The organism is Paenibacillus puldeungensis, assembly GCF_042678945.1.
Classification (GTDB): Bacteria; Bacillota; Bacilli; order Paenibacillales; family Paenibacillaceae; genus Fontibacillus; species Fontibacillus puldeungensis.
The window spans coordinates 28,195-49,288 of record NZ_JBHTLM010000003.1; the positions used below are offsets into that span (position 1 = coordinate 28,195).

Genomic DNA, 21,094 nt, shown 5'->3' on the forward strand with positions numbered 1-21,094 from the left:
GGTGAAGCGGTGGTTGTTTGTCGGAAAAAGTGATAAGCGCGACTTACTGTTATATTTATGCAGCGCGCTAGCTGCCTCAGGTCTGAGGGTTCTGCTGGTAGATGCGACGGAGGATAATAAATACCGTTATTCTGTTAGAGGGATGGAACCACTTCTCCCGGTTACTGAGTTTTGTGGATTCGATGTAGCCCTAGGGCTCTCTGCTACTACACAGGGAGAACCCGGCTGCGCCTCATATGAAAAATACGACTACGAACTATATGATCTGCAGTCACTTCGGTATTTTTCATACGAATCTTTTTCCTCTGCCGATGAAGTGTTATGGGTCACGACCTTTGACCGATATGAGGTGGAGTCTAGTGCCGCTTGGTTTCGAAGCTTGCTGCACACCTGGCCCGAGCTTAAGGGCTTGCGAGTGCGAAGTGTGTACATCAGAACAGTAGACAGTTTTTTAAATACGGAATATATCATGGGTTTTATGGATGGTTTACCGATTGATTGGCACCCCCAAGAAATAAGTATTCCTTGGAATGAACTGAATTTGGCCGTGCAAATCGAGAATGACCACGCCAATCAGCTGCGAATTAAACGGATATCGAGATCATATAAGCGAGCGCTGCGAAGCCTGCTTGAAGAACTTACGGGCTGGGAAGCCGCATCTGCCAAAAAAGCGCTTCGTCGGGCAGAAAGGAGGCAGGCATGACCAGAATCATGTTTTGGGACCCGGGACATGGCGGTGCTGCTCACTTAGCCGTCGGCTGTGCTGTGACGCTTGCACTTCACCACACTGAACGTATGCTGTTGTTTAACGTTGGCAGAGCCTCATACGGTGTGGAGGAAGGTTTGAGAACGGAGATGCGCGATACCGATGGACTTGGTCAGGCTTTACATTTCTCTGAGCATGGACTGGATGCGCTGCTTAGAGTATCAGAGAGCGGGCGATTGACTAAAGCTAACTTTTCCGACTATACCTTGCCGCTGGTAGGAGGAAGGCTTGATCTAGCATGCGGCTGTAGGTCCGAGAGCCTAGATGCCACCGGGACAACGATCAGGGATACGAAGATCAACGATTTGCTCATGGTTGCAGACCAAAGCTATGACCTATTGATGCTCCACATCCATGATAAACGACCAATTGTTGATACTTTCGCTGCACAAAATTGCGATGTGACCTTAGTTGTATTGGAGCAAAAACGTGTTCAACTGGATGCCTTTTTTTCGGAATTATCTCAAATGCCTGAACCGGAGAGACGCAAGCTGAACATTGCAATATATCCTTACGATCCGCAATCAAGCTGGAGTCTTGCCAATATAAAACGCCGATATAGCGTCTCCCTGTCACTCTTCAGTATTCCGTATAATACCGAATTTGCAGATGCATGGAATTCGAGAGAAGCTTTGAGCTTCTTCAGAAAATATAAGCTGGTTCTCAGTAAGGGAGGAGCACGTGAAGCCCTGCTTGGCAGTTATCGGAAACTAAGCCAGTGCTTACTGGATAGGGCGAGCAACATTTCCATCCATTCTACAAGTGGAAAGGGGGCTTAGCGTTGAACCCGTATGGAAATGTGTTGGCAATAGGCTTAATTATACTGCTCGTATTCACTTTTTTGTGGGCTAAGGCTCGCTCGTCTATGAATCGTTTGCCTAAGCAATCTTTTTCCGAGGCTCGTTTCGCTCTTTCGTCCTTGATCGAATACGTAAAGCAGAGCCTGCACGAGCTAAGCCGAGCTCATCCTAATGACTGGGGAGTGGGAGAAGAATCCTGGAACCGAAGAGTCAAAGCCAGAACCGAGCTGCGTCAAGCGCTGCGGGGATGTACTTATGGGGATTTGCAGGATAAACGTTATGTAAAATCGTTTATTCGAGACATTTTGCAATCCGGGTACGGGGTTAGCGAGGAAAACATTGACCGTATTATTCCTTTTCATGACAGGGACAGGCTAACCGCTCAGGAGCGCTTTGACATTGTGCTGTACTTGTACAAGCTGCAATACGATTTGGATGGCTTCACCAGGCTTATTGAAGAGTATGGTTTGGATGAGCAGAAACCTTCTATATCGGAGGATGGGACGTTTACCTATGAGATTAACGAAGATGATATGGATCACTGTTTTTACATGGAATATCGGGTGCTTACGTTTCAGGAAAAGCTGGATATCGTCGTCCAAAGAGTCTACCAGGCTTATAAAGGCTTCTCTGTTGTAGATGAGCTTAGGGAGCAGCGGATCGACGGGGTAAGCGGTGGCGTGAGCGGCATCCCTGACTCTCGGTGGGGAGAGGAGAACATGAGGCAACAAGAGGGCGATACACGATTGTCCCCATTGGATGAGGATGGTCATGCCATATCTCGCTCTTGCGATAGTGTCTGGGTGTTTTATCAGGGGAAAAGTATCCGTCTCTCCTTTCTTTCGTTTGGGAGTGAAGCCGAATTGAAACGGGTTTGTCAAAACATTTATAAGTATAACCTGCCAGGGCAGCTGTCTGAAGCAAATGGTTATAAGGTCAATGAAATGAAGGACGGTTCACGAATCGTTGTCGTCAGGCCACCGTTTGCAGAATCATGGGCGTTCTTTATGCGAAAATTTGATGTTAAAACCGCGGTGCTTGAACAATTAATTCAAGGGGAGAATGCAGAGCTTCCTATTCAGCTTCTCAAATTTTTGATGAAGGGCAGCCGAATAACCTCGATTACCGGTTCGCAAGGTTCAGGGAAGACCACGTTGCTGATGGCATTGGTCAAACATATTTACGCTTCTTATACGCTACGGGTGCAGGAAATGTCATTCGAACTTAACCTGCGTAGTATGTACAGCAGCCGAAATATTATGAGCTTTAAGGAAACGGATTACGTTAGTGGTCAAGCGGGATTGGACCTGCAGAAAAAGACTGATGGTACTGTCAACATTTTAGGTGAAGTAGCGACTGATGAGGTGGCGTCCTGGATGGTGCAGATGGCTCAGGTCGCCAGTTTATTTACATTATTTACGCATCATGCGAAAACATTCCGAGATTTGGTAGAGTCGCTGCGGAACTCACTTCTCAAAACCGGCATGTTTCGCGATGAGCATGCAGCCGAATTGCAGGTAGCGGGCGTCATTGATTTCGATGTTCACCTAAAACGGGATATCACAGGCAAGCGATATATTGAACGCATTACAGAATGCTGCCGTATAGATGATTTGGTTGGCGTATCGGATGAAAATATGCAAAAAACTATGGCAGGCAATTTGCTAGGACGCAGTTATCAAGAACGAGTGATTGTTGAGTATCGGGATGGGGCATATGTCGCCGTTCACCCGATCTCAGAGCGATGCAGGGAGGCGATGAGCTCGCAGATGATTGCTCAGGATGCAGCAGCATTTCATCAATTTATGGGTGCATGTTGGGGTGAAGCGATTGGAGCTTAAATCTGTTCTTCTACTCGTCATCGGCGTTTCTTTATTCTTTTGCATCGTATTAATAGCAGCAGGAAGACTGGTGAGTAAACGCGGGAGGGAAATGCACGGTTATCAGGAGACCCCTAATATAAAAAGAACTGGGACGATCATTGCCGATGTGCGCCGCATCTTATCTATGTTTGCTTTGAAGTCATATGCGATTTGGATGAAGATCCCGCCTCTTCGGTACTATGTTCTAAAAATACGAAGCCGACTTGCATTAATTCACCAATTCCATGAGTTTGAGCTGCGACGGCAAACGATGAAGTTTGCGTATCTGACCGTGGTCACCTTGTTCTTCACGATCATGATATTGATGCTGCTGAATCCTAGCTGGTTTTTCTTCCTAACCCTATTGATCGCTTGTGCAGTGATACAGGGAGTGCTGCTCGATGGATATGTGAATCGTCAGGAGAAGAAGCTTCTTGAGCAGATGCTGGATTTTTTCGCCGCTGTGAGGCATGCGTATCATCGGCACGGAATGGTGGCTGATGCGATCGATGAAGCTGGAGAACAAATAGGCCGTGAGGTAGGCGTACACGCAAACCTTATTTTTGAGGCCATAACTCATGTACAGCCAGATGAAGCGCTTGAGAAATATTATGAGACTGCTCCTAGCCGCTTTCTGAAAGCATTCGCCGGGATATCTCGATTGGTAATGGAATATGGTGACCGAAAACGGGCACAAGGATCGTTATACCTGCGCGGCATCTCTAGTTTGACCGGTGAGATCCAGCTTGAATTGATTCGCAAAAACAAACTGGACTATTTTCTGAAAGGACTACACTTAATCGCCTTAACTCCTGTTTTTTTTACAAAACCGATTGAGTTGTGGGCGAGAAGCAATTTTCCGCTGATGGATCAGTTTTATCTGAGCAAGGCGGGTATGGTCATAAAAATTAGCATCTTTCTTATCATTCTGATCGCTTATTTGTTGCTGCAAAAGCTGAGGAGTGAGGAGGAGACGATGTATAGGGCTGGAAAAACCCGATCACCGTGGGAAGCTTATGTGTATGATCATAAGTTTGCTGGAGCTGCTTGCAAATGGTTTGTCCCCGCTCCTTCCTCTGAAGAACACTACCGGATTTCCCGACTACTCAAAGAGACGAATCATCCTTTGCGCCTTGAATGGTTCCAGGTTAGGAGGATCAGCGTATTCTTGATAGGTTTGCTTTTTACTATAGGTACATGCGTGACGATGCATTATGTAACTCAGCAAAGGATATTGGAGGAACCTCCATCGCAATCTATCTTCTTCGGTAAGCTCCCGGATGATGAAGCGAAAGCTGCACGCCAAGGAGCGATGTCCGATGCAAAGGTGATGCGCCATTTTCACCTCTCATCCGGTGTTAGCTACGATGATATCGTAGAATCGCTCACTTCGGTTTTGTCTGAGGATGGGAAATCCCCTTCAAGCGAGGAAATTAACATGACCGCACACCGTATAGTAGACAAGCTTAATCGCTGGAATAACGAATATTTGAAGTGGTGGGAGGTGCTGCTTGCCTTGAGCATCGGCGGGATAGGATACTATGTTCCGCTTTGGACACTAATGTTTCAAAGGAAAATGCGACTGATGGATATGCGGCATGAGGTATATCAGTTTCTGACAATGATTTCTATACTTAGGGAATTGGAACGGATTTCCGTCGAGGAAATCTTGGACTGGCTCACTACCTATGCTGTCATTTTCAAAATTCCACTTCAGAAGTGTCTCCTTGATTTTGACCATAGCGCTGAAGCTGCATTGCAGCAGCTAAAACAGGAGGCTCCTTTGGACGAATTTCAGAGGATGGCGGACAAGCTGCTCCTGGCGGCGGAGAAGATCTCGATTGCCGATGCTTTTGATGATTTGGATGGCGAGATGTCCTACCATTTTGAAAGACGTCGTCTTGATTACGAGAAATCGATCGATACAAAAGCAGGCTTAGGTCGTTTGATTGGTTTTACACCGATGTATTCGCTTATCTTTGCTTATTTGGTTATTCCACTCATTTGGATGAGCTTTCAGCAAATGGGCTTCTATTTTGAACAAATTCAAAAATTGTAAAAATCGAGGGAGGCATTATCGATGAACAACGCATCATCCGCATTAAAGGTTGCGGCAGGTATTTTCTTAACGATCGCCCTGATTACGATTGTAGTGATTTTATTTGTTTCGGCGCAGGAAGCTACTAAGACGGCACAAAACAATTTCTCTGATATCCAGACGGAACTATCACAAGCCTCGTTTACGGTTTATGATGATACGACGATCAGTGGTTCACAGGTTACTAACGCCTTGCGAAAATTTAAAGACCGGGAGCAGTTTGGGATCCTTGTAAGAACGGGTAAAAACAAATCCGGTGAATGGTATGGGAACATACTGAGCATTAGCGGTCAGGAGTCATCGGAGCAATTCGGCTCAGTTAATGGGACGAGCCAAGCGGATATAAGCAATTCCTGGAATGAAGTTTATGATCAATACGTAAATCCAAGCGGAAAATTTAAGGCTCGCGTAGTTAAGGATAATTCCAACGTGGTACGCGGATTGATTTTTACGCAGACAACCGTACCCCGCTAAATCAAATGATTAATCATGTGAAAAGTATGCTTTGGCTGCTCTGTTCAGTATCGTTTTGCTTAACGGCAGTCATCATTACGCTAGATTCCAATACTAAGCAGGAACGCGCGTTGACAAGTCTAGCATCGTTCGTACAAGTTCAGCAAAAAAGTGTACATACAAACGTTAGCAGTCAGATAGAAAAACAAGGGACTACAGGTGAGTTAAGTCGGGAAAATGAAACGTACAGAGGTGTGGAAATATTGTATAGCCTGACTGAATTCATGAAGCTTGGGGTAATTGTTACAGTAGAAGGTGAAGTTGTTATGGAAGCGTCGAACAGCCTTGATGAGGAGATGGTCGAGATCAAGCGTAATCTGGCATTGTCATTACTTGACCTAAACGGGCTGTATCAGGCAAGCCGAGCTTATGACGCGGTTGGTAACTTATCCGCCATCTCTTTTATCAAGCAGTAGGGGGCATGCCATGAGCAATCCATTATCAAAGGTTACGGCTGCGCTGCTGGCGGTTGTCCTGTTATTTCTTGTTCCTGCGGTTCAGTCAGCGCAGCGAGAAGAAGATATTAGATATCTGTCAGCATATCACTTGATGGTGCAATTTGCCGACGCAGTGAGGAACAAGGGGTATGTGTCCGATACGATGTATGAGGATTTTACTAGAGAATTGGAGACCAAAGGGAGCTTATATGACATAGAGTTTGAGCATCGTCATAAGAAATATCATCCCGAATATGGAGACCCGGCCGACTCTGGAACTTTCCAGGGGAGATTTAGTGTCATTTACGATGCTTATTACACCCAGGATGTAATGAATGTCCTGTTCCCTGATTCTCCGACAACTGCCGATGAAGACGAGCGGAAATATTTGCTGCACGAAGGCGATTTTTTTACCGTCACAGTATTAGACCGTTCAAGAAGTCCACTCAAGATGTTATCGGGATGGTTATATGGAGATGTGGCGCGGGCAGGCGGATCCCTTTTCACCTATGGAGGAATGGTGCTGAATGAAGATTACTGACTGGGCCATCATTTTTGTTTTGATCGTCTCTCCGTTTCTGTGGCTCAGCAGCATTCATGCGGAGGACGTGCGCGAAATTAACCAGCTCGAAATGAAGTATTCGACGGCCTTGAAAACAGCAGCCCAGGACGGTGGAACAGCTATGAACGTCAATGAGCGCCAGCAGTACGAAAGCGGCTATGGTTCGGACAAATTCATGCGCGTGGATAAAGAGCAAGCTCTTGATGCTCTGCTGCATAGCTTGTACTTAAACTTTGGCATCACGGATGATTTCCTGGCCCAGCAGACTTTGCTAGTCTATATCCCGGCCATCGTTGTGATGGATTACGACGGGTATTATGTGTATTCAGTTGATGAGTATAAAGGAGAAGACGGAAATGAACAAGTCTCTCACCGCTGGCGTCCCAAAAAGCCATACGTATACCTGGATCAGCAGGGAAACAGCATCTCGTTTACATTGGATCAATACGTAACAGCCTACGACCAGAGCCGGAACCATTGGCTCAGCGGTCTTAAGAACGAAATCAAATCGGACGCTTCCATCCCTTTGCTGCAAAACGATCAGTTGTTTGAGGAGATACGCCGCTCCGTTATCGTACGAAGCATCGAGGAGGACTTAGCCCAAATCATAAGCCGTCATAATGAAGTAGCTCCGAGACTGGGAGTCAACTATACCTTCACTCTACCGATGATTCCACAGGAAGCCTGGACCAATACAATAAATGATGTTGGAATTCTTCTGTTTCTTCAGGGCATTCCAATAGGGGATCAATATTATAACAATTATGCCTTTGGCGGCGGGCGCCTTGTGAAGAGCAAGCCAGTGTTCGGTGGGGTGGATGTGGCCAGAGGGCGTAAATTATATTACCGCAGCCCCTGTCAGATTGCTGAATCCTCGTCATTTCAAGTTGAAGAGGTATTTGCGAATGAAAAGGAGGCTGCGGCACAAGGTTATTTCCCTTTGAAATGTAACTAGTCTAAAACAAAAAAGCAGCCGCTCTCCGCGAGATAAAGCAGAGAGTAGCTGCCTCTTAAAACAAATGAAATGAATTATTTGAATGATGCATATCCTTCGTCAGCCATAACGACACTACCATTAATTGCACTTGCTTCATCCAGCGTCAGCAGGTAAACAGTATCGGCTACTTGTGATGGTAAAGTAAGCTTGTTGCCCATAACTTTCGATTTCATCGAATCAACAAGCCCCTTATCTTTATAACCTTGAATAATTGGAGTATCAACGGCACCTGGAGCGACAGCAACGACACGGATTCCGTACGGTGCCAATTCTAGTGCGGCCGATTTTGTCATCATAATAACCGCGCCCTTAGATGCATGGTAAGCAAATGTACCAGGAGATGCCAAGAAACCGAATACGGAAGCGGTATTAATGATTACGCCCTTAATGCCAAGCTCTCTCATTTTTTTGCCGGCAGCGATAATGCCGTGAACAACCCCGTGTTGGTTTACATTGATAACACTGTGGTAGTCGGACAGTTTTTGGTCCAGAACAGGAGTAAGACGTCCAATCCCGGCGTTGTTGAACATCACGTCGATGCGGCCATAGGTTTCAACAGCTTTCTCAACCAGAGCTTCTACATCTTCAAATTTGGAAACGTCGGTTTTTACGAAGATAGCTTCGTGACCGTCAGCTTTGATTTTTGCAACAACTTCTTGTCCAGCTGTTTCATTGAAATCGGCTACGACAACGCGATCTCCTTTAGCCGCAAATTTGTAAGCGGTTTCCTTTCCGATACCACTTGCTCCCCCTGTAATAATAGCAACTCTGTTTTGTAACATATTTTATCCAACCCTTCTTTGATATTAGTATGTTTCTGTACTATGATTGTAACAAATGTCATTGTTAAATAAAATTTATATATAATTATTATCACATTAGAATTACTTAATAATTATCTAAAATCGCTTAAGGAGGGGGATTATTGTGAATTTGGAGCAGCTTGAGTACATTGTAGACGTAGCAAGAACGCGATCTCTAACGAAGACTTCGCAAAATGCTCATGTCACCCTGTCCGCCGTAAGTCAATCCATTTCACTTCTTGAGTCTGAATTAGGCCTTATTCTTTTTACTCGTTCTCGTGGAGTAGGTGCTATTCCGACCCCGGAAGGGCAAATCATCATTAGTCGAGCGGCCGAAATATTGACGAAAATCAATGAACTTCGCGTTGAAGCAAAATCGTATAGTGACATCTTGACTGGAGAACTCCTGATTGCCACTATCCCGGGACCTATGCATTTATTAATGGAGATCATCGCGAGTTTCAAGAAGGAGTTTCCCGGAGTAAAAATACGCATGTTTGAGCATGGCCCTAAGGAAATTTTGGACGAGCTCCATAACCACAGCATCGATATCGGCTTTGTGGCCATGTCCGAAAAACTGGCGGATCAAAATAAAGGCTTGCACTTTGAGAAGGTGTTCAAAGGAAAGATGGTTGTCGGCGTGCCGAGAAATTCTGTTTTGGCGCTGGAAAAAACGATTAGGCCTGAACAGCTATCTGGCTATTCACTAGTTCTATACGATGATGAGCATATCCGTGAATATATCAAAAACGGGCTCTCCAAATTCGGAGAACCGGATATTTTGTTTATTTCCAATAACGTCCAGGCCATTCAAAATGCAGTAAAGGAAGGTTTAGCTTTAACGGTCGGTCTGGATTATTCTTTTGAGATCGGTGAACATGCGGATATTGTGCCGATCGAACTAGAGCTGCCCGAATATCAGCCTGTCTATTACGGATGGGTCAGCCCCAAAGGAAAGCTTGCTTCACCCATCACTAAACGATTTATTCACCGGCTGCAGTTTGATCTATGAAGCCACTATTACCAAACCCTTTAAATTAATGATAAAATCGCATGGTAACCATCGGTTTTTGTAAAAATATAAGAAGGCGGTGAGTGCTTGAATAATCATAAGGATGAGCATTTCACTACAGTAACTGGCGCAAAAGAGGAAAATCAGGTTCTAGGTGAAGACCGTTACTCACGGCAAAAGCTGTTTAGACCGATCGGTGAAGAAGGGCAGGCTCTGCTTGGAAAAGCGAAGGTCCTTATTGTTGGCGCTGGCGCTCTCGGAACGAGTATCGCCGAATCTCTTGTGAGAGCCGGGATAGGTCACTTGGTTATCGCAGATCGTGATTATATCGAGTGGAGCAATCTGCAGCGTCAGCAGCTTTATACTGAAGCTGATGCCAAAGCTAGGCTTCCTAAAGCGATCGCTGCTCGGGAGCGGCTGATTGGGATCAATAGCTCCGTTCAAATAGACGCGCATGTGATGGACGTGGATTCGGAGGAGCTGGAGCTGCTCATTTCGGAAGTGAGTTTGATTATGGACGCCACTGACAATTTTGATACCCGTCTTATAATCAACGATATTTCACAAAAACATGGTATTCCGTGGATATATGGCGGGTGTGTCGGCAGTTACGGGTTAACTTATACGATATTGCCGGGGGTAACCCCTTGCCTAAATTGTTTGCTTGGAACGGTTCCGTTGGGTGGAGATACCTGTGATACGGTTGGGGTAATTTCTCCGGCGGTTCAAATAGTCACTGCGTATCAGACTACAGAAGCGTTGAAGTTATTGACAGGGAACCCCGAGGCGCTCCGTGGCACGCTTATTACGTTCGATGTGTGGCGTAACGAGCAGGCCTCTATCCGCGTAGACTCGGCTAAACGAAGCGATTGTTTGTCTTGCGGTTCCAACGCGGCATATCCTTATCTATCTGTTGCGGGACAACGTAAGACGGAAGTGCTGTGTGGCAGAGATACCGTGCAAATTAGGCCGGCAAACAAGCGCAAGCTGAACTTGGATGAGATTGCTGCAGCGCTTCGTCGTCTTCCCGAAGGAAGGGTTGACCTAAACGCGTTTCTGTTGTCTTTTACGATTGGATCCAATCGTATGGTGCTGTTTGAGGATGGGCGAGCACTGATTCATGGCACCCATGATCCAGTGGAAGCCAAAACGATTTACGACCGCTATCTAGGTTAGACAGAAGTTGGCCTTCCGGTATGATTTTAAGCATAATGACCATCTTAATAGATAGCTTAAGCATTTGTACGTAAGGTGGTTTGGGCAATAATGGAAAATAAAGTGATGTTACTTATGAAGGATGAAGATGTCGGTTATCGCATAAAATCAGGCGTTGAGCAATCGGGCTATGCTGTTACGTGGCATCAGGGGGCTGATGCGGCGATGCAAGACCTTAACGTGAGCCCCGTCCACCTGGTTTTGCTAGGGACTGATTTACCGGATGTTGCTTCAACGGAATGGCTGCAGCGCCTCGAAAAACCTGCCTCCTTTCCGGTGATCGTAATGCTTCGTGAATGGAATACCGATGAGGTGGTGGCTGCTTTTACAGCAGGAGCTAATGATGTTGTCAGGATCTCGGTTCCGCTAGCCGAGCTGGTAGCTAGGACGACTCATTTGATCTCTCTGTTTCATCGCATTGAAGACGGAGGTTTGACGGAAGTATCCTATGAGGATTTACGAATTGAATTGAAAAGTCGTAAAGTGTTTCGCGAAGGCGAAACGGTGAAGCTAACGCCGAAAGAGTATGATCTGCTGCTGTTTTTAGCCAAAAGAGCGGGAAAGGTATGTGGCAGAGATATGATTTTGCAGCAGGTATGGGGGTATGACTTCGCAACGGGAACAAATGTAGTGGATGTATATATACGGCATCTGCGCAAAAAAATTGACCGCGGAAGAGCGCATAAGCTTTTGCATACGGTTCGTGGCACTGGCTATATGCTTCAATAAATGTGAATGAACATGCAAAAACCCGGATAGAGAGGCTACCGGGTTAAATGCATTAGGCAATATCGAATGGATGAAGTTAAAATGATCTCTTGATATCTTAAATTAGAGGACACGGCGAGCTTTCAGGTAAGTTCTCTTCCAATTACCGGAATTAAGATCGGAAATTGTAACGCCAGGTCTGCCGTAAGTGTGCAAAATTTTCCCGTTCCCAGCATACACGGCGACATGAGTTACATTTCTGCCGTTAGCGCGGCTGCCGCTGGAGAAGAACACCAGGTCCCCAACCATCAAGTTGGATTTGGAAACGGCATAACCGACATTAGATTGAGCGACAGAAGTTCTTGGCAGTGTTACGCCATATCTTTTAAAGATATATTTCGTAAAGGATGAGCAGTCAAATACGCTAGTTGTCGAAGTCGATGCACCGAATTTATAAGGGGTTCCCAAAAATTGTTTACCAAAGCTTACGATTTGCGAGCCTTTCGAAACCGCTACACTGGTTGCGGACTGGGCTTGTACCGTTTCTGCGCCTCCGGCTAGCAGAGAGCTGAAACCGATGGTGGATACAAGGCCGACCGTCAATACTTTTTGGATTATGTTTTGTATTTTCATGTTGTAGTACCTCCAATGTTTTTGTTTTGTTTACCGGCTCGTATAGAATCATAACAGATTTGTAACCTCCTAATTAGTGGTAAAAATGGGCTAACTCCTTGTCCGACAACGGTTTAGAAGTCTTTATTAAAAAACCATTAAAGTTTACAGAAATTTAAGAAAAAGAAAATAATACTAAAAAATGAAATGAAAAAAACCCTTGAAATATCAAGGGTTTTTCATATATATTAACGACTCCGCCCCAACAACAAAAGGTTACAAAAATGTTTTATTTAATCTTTGCTTTGGATAATTAGCAGTACGCCGCTTCCAATTCGAATCGTGCCGGTAGGGCCAGTTAGTTTATTGCTGATCCCTAAGGATTGCCCCATTTTCAGTGTGGCGTTATCCAAAGGGTACATAAAGCCTTCCAGTGTGATCCCTGTAACCTCTGGTGTGAGGGGGAGCAAAGAGACATATGTATAGCCGCGCTCTTTAATCTGGCATGTCGAATTAGTTAGCGTAACATAATTGTGGTGGTCCCAAATAGCCGTCTTGACTTGACCCTGCATTCCGCGCAGCATCATCTGAACGTTAGCCAGCGTATGGTCAAGCCGTGTACCGATAACTCCGATCATCATAATTTCCGCAGCCTGCTTCTGAAGAGCAAGATCAAACGCGAGCTCCGCATCCGTTAAGTCTTTGTTTACTGGATCACAGGACATCAGTTCAATACTAGCCTGCCTGATTCTATCAAATTCCTCTGGACTCACTGAGTCGAAATCACCGACTGAAAGATGGGGCTTGATGCCATGCTCCACCAAATAGAGGGCTCCGCGATCTGCGCCAATAAGATAGTCATCTTGTCGAATTTCCTTCAATACATCCGGATCAATGTACCCGCCCGCAAAAATAAGAACGCGATTCGCTGTCATTTTTATTCTTCCTTTCTCGCTTAGATCCCCTGTTCATGTAGTATAATTCAGTTTTGAGGGTTGCACAATTTCAGCATAGCGTCCTAAAATGATTAAGGCAGGAATGTATGGGAAAGTGAGGGTAGCTAAAACGAAGAATGCACATATTTGACATTTTTAGCATCATAGGTACGGTTGCTTTTGCGATGTCTGGCGCTTTTGTGGCGATGGAAGAGGAGTACGATATCTTGGGCGTGCTGGTGCTTGGACTGGTAACGGCTTTTGGCGGAGGGATCATCCGTAATGTGTTGATAGGTGTACCGGTGACTACCCTATGGGCTCAGGGCGATTTGATAATGCTGGCGATTCTGTCCGTTATTATAGCTTTCGTGTTGCCTTTACCCTGGATCCATCATTGGAAAAAGACCGAGACGCTGTTCGATGCGATCGGGTTGTCCGCTTTTGCTATACAGGGTGCAATTTATGCCACGGACATGAGACACCCGATGAGCGCCGTTGTAGTTGCCGCAGTATTAACCGGTATCGGCGGGGGGATAATTCGCGATTTGCTGGCCGGTCGCAAGCCGCTCGTGCTTCGTGACGAAATTTATGCTGTATGGGCGATGGTGGCGGGTCTTGCTGTAGGTCTCGGTTTCGCGAAATCAACGTTGGAATTAATTCTTTTATTTGTATTCGTAGTGTTCTTCCGCATGCTTTCCGTTCATTACAATTGGAGACTCCCACGACGTTCCTTGAATACAGGGAGTATCGGCTCGGATATAGAAACCAAAGCGAAAGCAAAAGGGGATAGAGTAATACTGCAAGATCAGGGACGATAGTCGAATTTAAGAAACAAAAATAGAGGCTGCCTTCATAGTAGATAATTCTACTGCTGCAAGGCGGCCTCTTTTTTACGCCATGTACTATTTAAGAAAGTAGACAAGCGCATCAGGTAGTTCGTTTTGCCAAAACCCCCATAGATGCTTCCCATCTTTTTCGAAATACGCGATTTTCGCTCCTCGCTCTTCAAGCAAAGCCTTGGCCTTCCGGTTAAGCTCCACAAAATTGTAGACTCCAGTGTCCGTCGTATAATGGTCCTCCTGCAATCCAACAATCATATAGAGGGAAAGATAGGATAAATCGGCTTGCGAGGCAATGATATCCAGAGAAAGTCCATAGTAGGCGCCGGATAAGCTGATGATTTTGGAAAACAGTTCCGGTTTTTTCATAGCAATGTGGAGGGAGACGCATCCTCCTAAAGAATCTCCCGCCAGAATTCGATTTTCCGTATTCCGACGAACCGGATATTTGCCCTCGATAAAGGGAATAATTTCATCCGTGAAACAGCTCGTATACGCCTCAAAACGGTTTCCGAACGGAGCATATTCCTCAGTCCGCACTGAAGTATTCACCTCAACGCCGACGATGATAAACGGATCGATGTCTTCATCCATAATCAATCGATTGGCGTGTGTTGCGATGCGCCCGAAATTGAAAAACTCCTCTCCGTCCTGACAGTATACGACAGGATAGCTTAATAGCTCATTATACCCGGGAGGTAGATAAATACGTAAAAAGCGCTTTTCCCCTAAGTATTTGCTTTCAATTTCCTCTTTAATGATGGTTCGTTTCAAATAGTGAAAATCTGTCATAGTTCTACACGCTCCCTAGTTCTATGATACTTTGCATTTGTATCTCTGTTAAGCTAAGATTGCCTTGCATGGATCATTTCCATGGTCTACCACAATTGAATATCCTGTTATATAAATAATGATTATCTGTTACATAAACAAAGATAAAATTATTACACAATTTTCTTGAATTCCTTTGACTTTATGGATATAACAGATATATAATAATCATATAACAGAGGAACAAGATAATCAAATTTCTAGTCGAGGTGAAAAAAATGAGCAAGATTCCTTATGAAGTATACACGGAGGAAGTCGAAGCTTTGTCCGTGCTATCGCCGGACGGTGAAATCGTTAACAAAGATAAGGTTCCGGCCCTTTCTGATGATCAATTAAAAGAATTGATGTACCGCATGGTATTTACACGTACTTGGGATGAACGGGCGATCAATCTTGGCCGTCAAGGACGTCTCGGATTTTACGCACCGGTTTCTGGTCAAGAAGCAACAATGGTTGGTAGTGAATTCGCACTGGACAAGAACGACTTTGTTTGCCCGGGCTATCGTGATATGCCGCAGCTCGTATGGCACGGCCTTCCTTTGTACCAAGCTTTCCTATACTCCCGTGGCCATCAACATGGCGGTCAAATTCCTGAAGGCGTGAATGTACTGATGCCGCAAATTATTATCGGCGCACAAGTGCTGCATGCTATGGGGATTGCTATGGGTTATAAATTGAAGAAACAAAAACAAGTCGCAATCACTTACACAGGTGACGGGGGTTCTTCCGAAGGCGACTTCTATGAAGCACTGAACTATGCTGGGGTATTCAAACTGCCGGTTATTTTCTTTGTTCAAAACAATGGGTATGCCATCACGACTCCTTTCGCTAAGCAAACCGCAGCTCTATCCATCGCTCACAAAGCTGTAGCTGCCGGCATCCGCGGCGTGAAGATCGACGGAATGGACGTATTCGCCGTCATCAGCGCAGTGCAGGAAGCTGCAGAACGCGCACGTAATGGGGAAGGGGCTACCTTGATCGAAGCCGTGACTTACCGGTTCCGTCCACATTCCCTCTCCGATGATACGACCAAATATCGGACCAAAGAAGAAGAAGGACAATGGAACGAAAAAGATCCAATTGCCCGTCTGGCCAAATACTTGGAAAAGAAAGGTCTTTGGACCGACGAAGACACAGCTCGCGTAAAAGATGAAGCAAAAGCGAAAGTCAACGAACAAATCAAGAAAGCGGAACAAACTGAAAAAATGACTATCCCAGGCTTGATCGACAGTATGTTCGAACATACGCCGAAGCATTTGGAAGAACAAAAAGCCGATTTTAAATAAAAAGTGTGATAGTTCTAAAGAGGAGGATACGAAGCAATGGCACAAATGAACATGAAAGAAGCAATCCGCGATGCAATCCGCGTGGAATTGAAACGCGACCCGAATGTCATCGTGTTCGGTGAAGACGTAGGTCATGTCGGCGGGGTGTTTCGGGTAACGGAAGGTTTGCAAAAAGAGTTCGGGGAAGAACGTGTACTGGACACGCCGCTGGCTGAATCCGCGATCGGCGGTATGGCAGTAGGGCTTGGAATTCAAGGATTCCGCCCAGTTGCAGAAATCCAATTTGTTGGTTTTATTTTTGAAGCATTGGATCAAATTTTGGTTCAATCGGCACGGTTGCGTTATCGTTCCGGCGGACGCTACCATGCACCAGTAGTATTCCGTACACCTTTCGGTGGCGGCGTTAAAGCAGCTGAGCTGCATACCGACTCCCTGGAAGGTTTGATTGCCCAAACTCCTGGTATTAAATTGGTTATCCCATCGAATCCTTACGATGCAAAAGGCTTGTTGATCTCGGCGATCCGCGACAATGATCCTGTATTCTTTATGGAACATTTGAATCTGTACCATGCTTTCCGTGACGAAGTACCGGAAGACGATTATACGGTTGAGCTTGGTAAAGCGAAAGTCGTTCGTGAAGGTTCCGATGTTACGGTTCTTGCCTACGGCCTAATGGTTCATACGGCAGTGAAAGCAGCTGAAGAACTGGAAAAAACAAAAGGCATTAAAGCCGAAGTCATCGACTTGCGCACGCTTGTGCCACTCGATATCGATACAATTGTTAACTCTATCAAGAAAACCAACCGTGCTATCGTTGTTCAAGAGGCACAAAAATCGGCCGGCATTGCGGCTGAAGTGATTGCGCAAATCAATGAAAAAGCATTGCTACATTTGGAAGCTCCGGTACTTCGCGTTGCTCCACCGGATACGATTTATCCGTTTGCACAAATCGAAGATCAATGGCTGCCATCTCCAGCTAAAGTCATTGAAGGCGTTAATAAAGTTCTTGAATTTTAATATAGTCATACCTTGAGGAGGTCTTTTCATTGGCTAAGTTTGAATATCGGTTCCCTGAACTGGGCGAAGGGCTGCATGAAGGTGAAATCATCAAAATGCACATTAAGCCAGGGGACAAAGTAACAGATGAAGATATCATTATGGAAGTGCAAAACGACAAGGCTGTTGTCGAAGTGCCATGTCCTGTGAACGGGGTTGTACAAGAAGTATTCGGGAAAGACGGCGCTGTATTCCGTGTTGGCGATGTCGTTGCCGTGATCGACGCCGAAGGCGATCTTCCTGAGCAAGCTGGAGCTCCAGCTGAAGAAGCTAGTGCGCCAGCCGCTCCAGCAGCCGCACCTGCTCCACAAGCAGCCGCTTCTTCCACGAAGTTCCAATACCTGTTCCCTGAACTGGGTGAAGGCTTGCATGAAGGCGAAATCATCAAAATGCACATCAAGCCAGGGGACAAGGTAACCGACGAAGACATCATTATGGAAGTACAAAACGACAAAGCTGTCGTGGAAGTTCCTTGCCCGGTTAACGGTACCGTTCTTGAAGTGTTCGGTAAAGACGGCGCAGTATTCCGCGTAGGTGACGTAGTTGCTGTCATCGATGCTGAAGGCGAGGTTCCTGAGCAAGAAGGAGCTCCAGCACCAGCAGAAAGCGCTGCTCAAGGCGCTGCAAGTGTACCGGCGGCTTCTGCAGCACCGGCCGCTCCAAATAAAGAAGTTTTGGCTACGCCTAGCGTACGTAAATATGCCCGTGAACAAGGTGTAGATTTGTCGCTCGTACCAGGGACAGGCAAAGCCGGCAAAATTACTAGAGAAGATGTAGATGCGTTTAAGAAAGGCGGAGCAGCCGCACCGGCATCGACTCCAGCCGCAGCACCAGCTCAAGCAGCTGCGCCAGCCGCCGCTGCCAAAGCACCTGCTGCAGCACCTACAGCTATTCATACTGACGGTGAGGAAGAACGCGTTCCGTTCAAAGGAATCCGCAAAGCGATTTCCAATGCTATGGTTAAGTCGGCATACACTGCTCCACACGTTACCATCATGGATGAAGTGGATGTTACCGAATTGGTTGCCTTCCGCACTCGGATGAAACCAGTCGCTGAGAAGAAAGGCATCAAAGTTACTTATCTTCCATTCATCGTCAAAGCGCTTGTAGCCGCTTCTCGTCAATTCCCTGCGCTTAACGCTTCGATCGATGAAGTCAACAATGAAATCGTCTATAAAAAATTCTATAACATCGGTATTGCTACGGATACAGACAATGGATTGATCGTACCGGTTATCAAAGATGCAGATCGGAAGAGCATCTGGATGATTGCTGAAGCGATTAAAGACCTTGCAGGCCGTGGCCGTGAAGGCAAACTGGCTCCTAATGAAATGAAAGGCAGCACGATTTCAATTACGAACATCGGTTCTGCCGGCGGTATGTTCTTTACTCCAATCATTAACTACCCTGAAGTAGCTATCTTAGGTACCGGCCGCATCAGCCAAAAACCGGTAGTAAGAGACGGCGAAATCGTTGTAGCTCCGGTAATGGCTCTTTCGCTCAGCTTTGACCATCGTCTGATCGACGGTGCAACAGCTCAAAACTTTATGAACTATATCAAACAGTTGCTCGCTAACCCTGAGCTGCTGGTTATGGAGGTGTAATGCAATGGTAGTAGGAGACGCTTCTCTTGACATTGATACATTAGTAGTAGGTGCCGGTCCTGGCGGATATGTGGCGGCCATTCGTGCCGCCCAGCTGGGCCAAAAAGTGGTTATCGTCGACAAATCCGAGCTCGGCGGCGTTTGCTTGAACCGTGGATGTATTCCATCCAAGGCGCTCATTTCCGCAGCTCATCAATATGAATCGGCTTTGCACGGCGATGCTTTTGGGATTACGGCAGAAAACGTCAAAGTGGACTTCAAGAAAACTCAAGAGTTCAAAAGCGGCGTTGTTAAAAAGATGACCCAAGGCGTTACGGGCCTGCTCAAAGGCAACAAAGTTGAAGTGTTCAGCGGTGAAGTGATGTTCATCAACGAAACCGAAGCACGTGCCTTTAACGAACATGAATCACCACGTTACCGTTTCAAACATTGCATTTTGGCAACTGGCTCCCGTCCGATCGAATTGAAACCTTTCCCATTCGGTGGACGTATCCTGTCCTCGACCGAAGCTCTGGAGCTGCAAGAAATTCCTAGCAGCCTGGTCGTTATCGGTGGCGGCTACATCGGTGCCGAGCTTGGGCAAATGTTCTCCAAATTCGGTACAAAAGTGACGATCATCGAAGGTATGGATACCGTGCTTCCTGGCTTTGATAAAGATATGACTCGTCTTGTTGCCAAGAGCATGGAAAAAACCGGTGTCGAGATCGTTACGAACGCTAAAGCGGAAAGCGCAGAACAAACGGATAAAAACGTAACTGTTAAATATTCAGTAAACGGCGAAAGCAAAGAAGTAACTGCAGATTACTTGCTGGTAACTGTTGGCCGTCGTCCAAATACGGATGGTGATCTCGGCCTGGATCTGGCTGGTGTTGAATTGACCGACCGTGGCTTGGTTAAAGTAGACCATCAAGGACGTACGAGCAACCCGAAAATCTTTGCAATTGGCGATATCGTCGCTGGCCTGGCATTAGCCCATAAAGCTTCCTACGAAGGTAAGGTTGCCGCTGAAGTCATTTCCGGTCTTCCTTCCGTCGTAGATTACAAAGCAATCCCAGCCGTGGTATTTACCGATCCTGAATGCTCCAGCGTAGGTTACACGGAAAAAGAAGCGAAGGAAAAAGGCTTTAAAGTAAAAGCCGGCAAATTCCCGTTTGCAGGTAACGGCCGTGCCACTTCCTTGAACCATCCTGACGGCTTCATCAAGCTCGTTGCCAACGAAGAGAACAACGTCGTACTTGGCGCTCAAATCGTTGGTATCGAAGCTTCCAACCTGATCGCTGAACTCGGTCTGGCTATTGAAATGGGTGCAACCCTTGAAGACATTTCCCTGACGATCCATGCGCATCCAACGCTTGGTGAAATCGTAATGGAAACCGCTGAACTGGTTGAAGGTCATCCAATTCACGTCATCTCTCGTTAATTCTTAATTGTTATCTCCCACTCCTCCTAAGGGTGGACAATCTCCTAATTATTGGGGCAAGGCCGTTTGTTAGGTCTTGCCCCTTTTTCTTTTCCCTTCTCATCGTCCTCGTTGTATTATGTAATAGTAAGGATATAAATAACAATATGGTATCATTTTAACAAGTAAGATAAATTGAGGTGATTATCCATGATTGAAGGTCTGTTTGAAACTCATATTAACGTATCCGATTTAGAAAGGGCTTCTGAGTTCTATGAGAATACTTTAGGACTAACATTGGCGTATGAGGACTCAAGGCGGTGTCGTTTCTATTGGCTTGGTGAACGTGGAAAGGCGATGTTAGGGCTGTGGGAAAAAGAACCTGCCCAAATCATTCGTCAACACTATGCTTTTGAAACATCTAATGAAAAAATGAAATGCATTGTTCCCTGGCTCAAAGAGAGAGGTCTTCAAGTCCGTAATTTTTTGGACGATGGTACTGAAGATCCGTTTGTATTCGGTTGGATGCCTGCCGTTTCCATCTATTTTTCTGATCCAGACGGACACTCATTAGAGTTTATTTCCGTATTACCTGATGAACCTCAACCTGAGCTGGGTGTAGTTGCTTGGGAAGAATGGGAGAAGAATCACGGAAGGAGTCTTAAATTACAGAAGTGACAGGTCCCTAATCTGGACGTGTTAATGCAAAAAATGAATCTACATGAGATTATCCAAGGTGTTTAAAGTAATGGAGTAGGA

The 21,094-nt window shown here is 45.8% G+C and carries 21 protein-coding genes; 17 read left to right on the forward strand and 4 right to left on the reverse strand.

What is annotated here, in order from left to right; translation table 11 throughout:
* Nucleotide 1 precedes the first annotated feature (1 nt).
* The 8 genes from ACFQ3W_RS05055 (at nt 2) to ACFQ3W_RS05090 (ending at nt 7,993) form a co-directional block, all read left to right on the forward strand.
* Nucleotides 2-703 carry a hypothetical protein gene (locus ACFQ3W_RS05055; RefSeq protein ID WP_379317290.1) on the forward strand — a complete coding sequence of 234 codons (702 nt, stop codon included), beginning with the start codon at nt 2-4 and terminating at the stop codon, nt 701-703.
* On the forward strand, nt 700-1,545 hold the full coding sequence (locus tag ACFQ3W_RS05060) for a hypothetical protein (RefSeq protein ID WP_379317292.1): 846 nt from the start codon (nt 700-702) through the stop codon (nt 1,543-1,545). Before ACFQ3W_RS05055 ends, ACFQ3W_RS05060 begins: the two co-directional genes overlap by 4 nt.
* Nucleotides 1,546-1,547: 2 nt before the next feature.
* Complete coding sequence (locus ACFQ3W_RS05065; RefSeq protein ID WP_379317294.1) at nt 1,548-3,407, forward strand: ATPase, T2SS/T4P/T4SS family; 1,860 nt, start codon at nt 1,548-1,550, stop codon at nt 3,405-3,407.
* Entirely contained in the window at nt 3,349-5,487 is a 2,139-nt protein-coding gene (locus ACFQ3W_RS05070) for a hypothetical protein (RefSeq protein ID WP_379317296.1), read from the forward strand. The genes ACFQ3W_RS05065 and ACFQ3W_RS05070 overlap by 59 nt, the downstream gene beginning before the upstream one ends.
* Nucleotides 5,488-5,508: 21 nt before the next feature.
* The gene (locus tag ACFQ3W_RS05075; RefSeq protein ID WP_379317298.1) at nt 5,509-6,000 is read left to right on the forward strand and encodes an ABC transporter permease; all 492 of its coding nucleotides are present in this window, start codon (nt 5,509-5,511) and stop codon (nt 5,998-6,000) included.
* A 263-nt stretch (nt 6,001-6,263) separates the two neighbouring features.
* Nucleotides 6,264-6,455: a hypothetical protein gene (locus tag ACFQ3W_RS05080; RefSeq protein WP_379317300.1), complete on the forward strand. Its 192-nt coding sequence runs from the start codon at nt 6,264-6,266 to the stop codon at nt 6,453-6,455.
* A gap of 10 nt (nt 6,456-6,465) precedes the next feature.
* Nucleotides 6,466-7,017, forward strand: coding sequence for a hypothetical protein (locus ACFQ3W_RS05085; RefSeq protein WP_379317302.1), 552 nt, complete (start codon nt 6,466-6,468; stop codon nt 7,015-7,017).
* On the forward strand, nt 7,004-7,993 hold the full coding sequence (locus ACFQ3W_RS05090; RefSeq protein WP_379317304.1) for a hypothetical protein: 990 nt from the start codon (nt 7,004-7,006) through the stop codon (nt 7,991-7,993). The genes ACFQ3W_RS05085 and ACFQ3W_RS05090 overlap by 14 nt, the downstream gene beginning before the upstream one ends.
* Before the next feature lie 74 nt (nt 7,994-8,067).
* Here ACFQ3W_RS05090 and ACFQ3W_RS05095 read toward each other — a convergent pair whose 3' ends face one another.
* On the reverse strand, nt 8,068-8,817 hold the full coding sequence (locus ACFQ3W_RS05095; protein ID WP_379317306.1) for an SDR family NAD(P)-dependent oxidoreductase: 750 nt from the start codon (nt 8,815-8,817) through the stop codon (nt 8,068-8,070).
* 145 nt (nt 8,818-8,962) lie between these two features.
* Here ACFQ3W_RS05095 and ACFQ3W_RS05100 point away from each other — a divergent pair, with 145 nt between their 5' ends.
* The 3 genes from ACFQ3W_RS05100 to ACFQ3W_RS05110 all read left to right on the forward strand — a co-directional run bounded on the left by ACFQ3W_RS05100 (nt 8,963) and on the right by ACFQ3W_RS05110 (nt 11,794).
* Nucleotides 8,963-9,850 carry a LysR family transcriptional regulator gene (locus ACFQ3W_RS05100; protein ID WP_379317308.1) on the forward strand — a complete coding sequence of 296 codons (888 nt, stop codon included), beginning with the start codon at nt 8,963-8,965 and terminating at the stop codon, nt 9,848-9,850.
* 180 nt (nt 9,851-10,030) lie between these two features.
* Nucleotides 10,031-11,026: a ThiF family adenylyltransferase gene (locus ACFQ3W_RS05105; RefSeq protein ID WP_379317938.1), complete on the forward strand. Its 996-nt coding sequence runs from the start codon at nt 10,031-10,033 to the stop codon at nt 11,024-11,026.
* Between the two features lie 90 nt (nt 11,027-11,116).
* Nucleotides 11,117-11,794 (forward strand): winged helix-turn-helix transcriptional regulator, encoded by a 678-nt coding sequence (locus ACFQ3W_RS05110; RefSeq protein ID WP_379317310.1) that lies wholly within the window; start codon nt 11,117-11,119, stop codon nt 11,792-11,794.
* Nucleotides 11,795-11,896: 102 nt separating this feature from the next.
* Here the strand turns inward: ACFQ3W_RS05110 and ACFQ3W_RS05115 are convergent, their stop codons facing one another.
* Nucleotides 11,897-12,406, reverse strand: coding sequence for a C40 family peptidase (locus ACFQ3W_RS05115; protein WP_379317312.1), 510 nt, complete (start codon nt 12,404-12,406; stop codon nt 11,897-11,899).
* Nucleotides 12,407-12,678: 272 nt separating this feature from the next.
* Nucleotides 12,679-13,320 carry a thiamine diphosphokinase gene (locus ACFQ3W_RS05120; protein WP_379317314.1) on the reverse strand — a complete coding sequence of 214 codons (642 nt, stop codon included), beginning with the start codon at nt 13,318-13,320 and terminating at the stop codon, nt 12,679-12,681.
* Nucleotides 13,321-13,457: 137 nt separating this feature from the next.
* Here ACFQ3W_RS05120 and ACFQ3W_RS05125 point away from each other — a divergent pair, with 137 nt between their 5' ends.
* Entirely contained in the window at nt 13,458-14,138 is a 681-nt protein-coding gene (locus ACFQ3W_RS05125) for a trimeric intracellular cation channel family protein (RefSeq protein WP_379317316.1), read from the forward strand.
* 84 nt (nt 14,139-14,222) lie between these two features.
* Here the strand turns inward: ACFQ3W_RS05125 and ACFQ3W_RS05130 are convergent, their stop codons facing one another.
* Entirely contained in the window at nt 14,223-14,951 is a 729-nt protein-coding gene (locus ACFQ3W_RS05130; RefSeq protein ID WP_379317318.1) for an alpha/beta hydrolase, read from the reverse strand.
* Between the two features lie 257 nt (nt 14,952-15,208).
* Here ACFQ3W_RS05130 and pdhA point away from each other — a divergent pair, with 257 nt between their 5' ends.
* From pdhA to ACFQ3W_RS05155, 5 genes are all read left to right on the forward strand, one after another.
* Entirely contained in the window at nt 15,209-16,276 is a 1,068-nt protein-coding gene (pdhA, locus tag ACFQ3W_RS05135; RefSeq protein WP_379317940.1) for a pyruvate dehydrogenase (acetyl-transferring) E1 component subunit alpha, read from the forward strand.
* 36 nt (nt 16,277-16,312) lie between these two features.
* Nucleotides 16,313-17,293, forward strand: coding sequence for an alpha-ketoacid dehydrogenase subunit beta (locus tag ACFQ3W_RS05140; RefSeq protein WP_379317320.1), 981 nt, complete (start codon nt 16,313-16,315; stop codon nt 17,291-17,293).
* A 29-nt stretch (nt 17,294-17,322) separates the two neighbouring features.
* Nucleotides 17,323-18,936: a 2-oxo acid dehydrogenase subunit E2 gene (locus ACFQ3W_RS05145; protein WP_379317322.1), complete on the forward strand. Its 1,614-nt coding sequence runs from the start codon at nt 17,323-17,325 to the stop codon at nt 18,934-18,936.
* Nucleotides 18,937-18,940: 4 nt separating this feature from the next.
* Nucleotides 18,941-20,356, forward strand: a complete 1,416-nt coding sequence (gene lpdA / locus ACFQ3W_RS05150; protein WP_379317324.1) for a dihydrolipoyl dehydrogenase — start codon at nt 18,941-18,943, stop codon at nt 20,354-20,356.
* A gap of 189 nt (nt 20,357-20,545) precedes the next feature.
* Nucleotides 20,546-21,013 (forward strand): VOC family protein, encoded by a 468-nt coding sequence (locus tag ACFQ3W_RS05155; RefSeq protein ID WP_379317326.1) that lies wholly within the window; start codon nt 20,546-20,548, stop codon nt 21,011-21,013.
* Nucleotides 21,014-21,094: the final 81 nt, after the last annotated feature.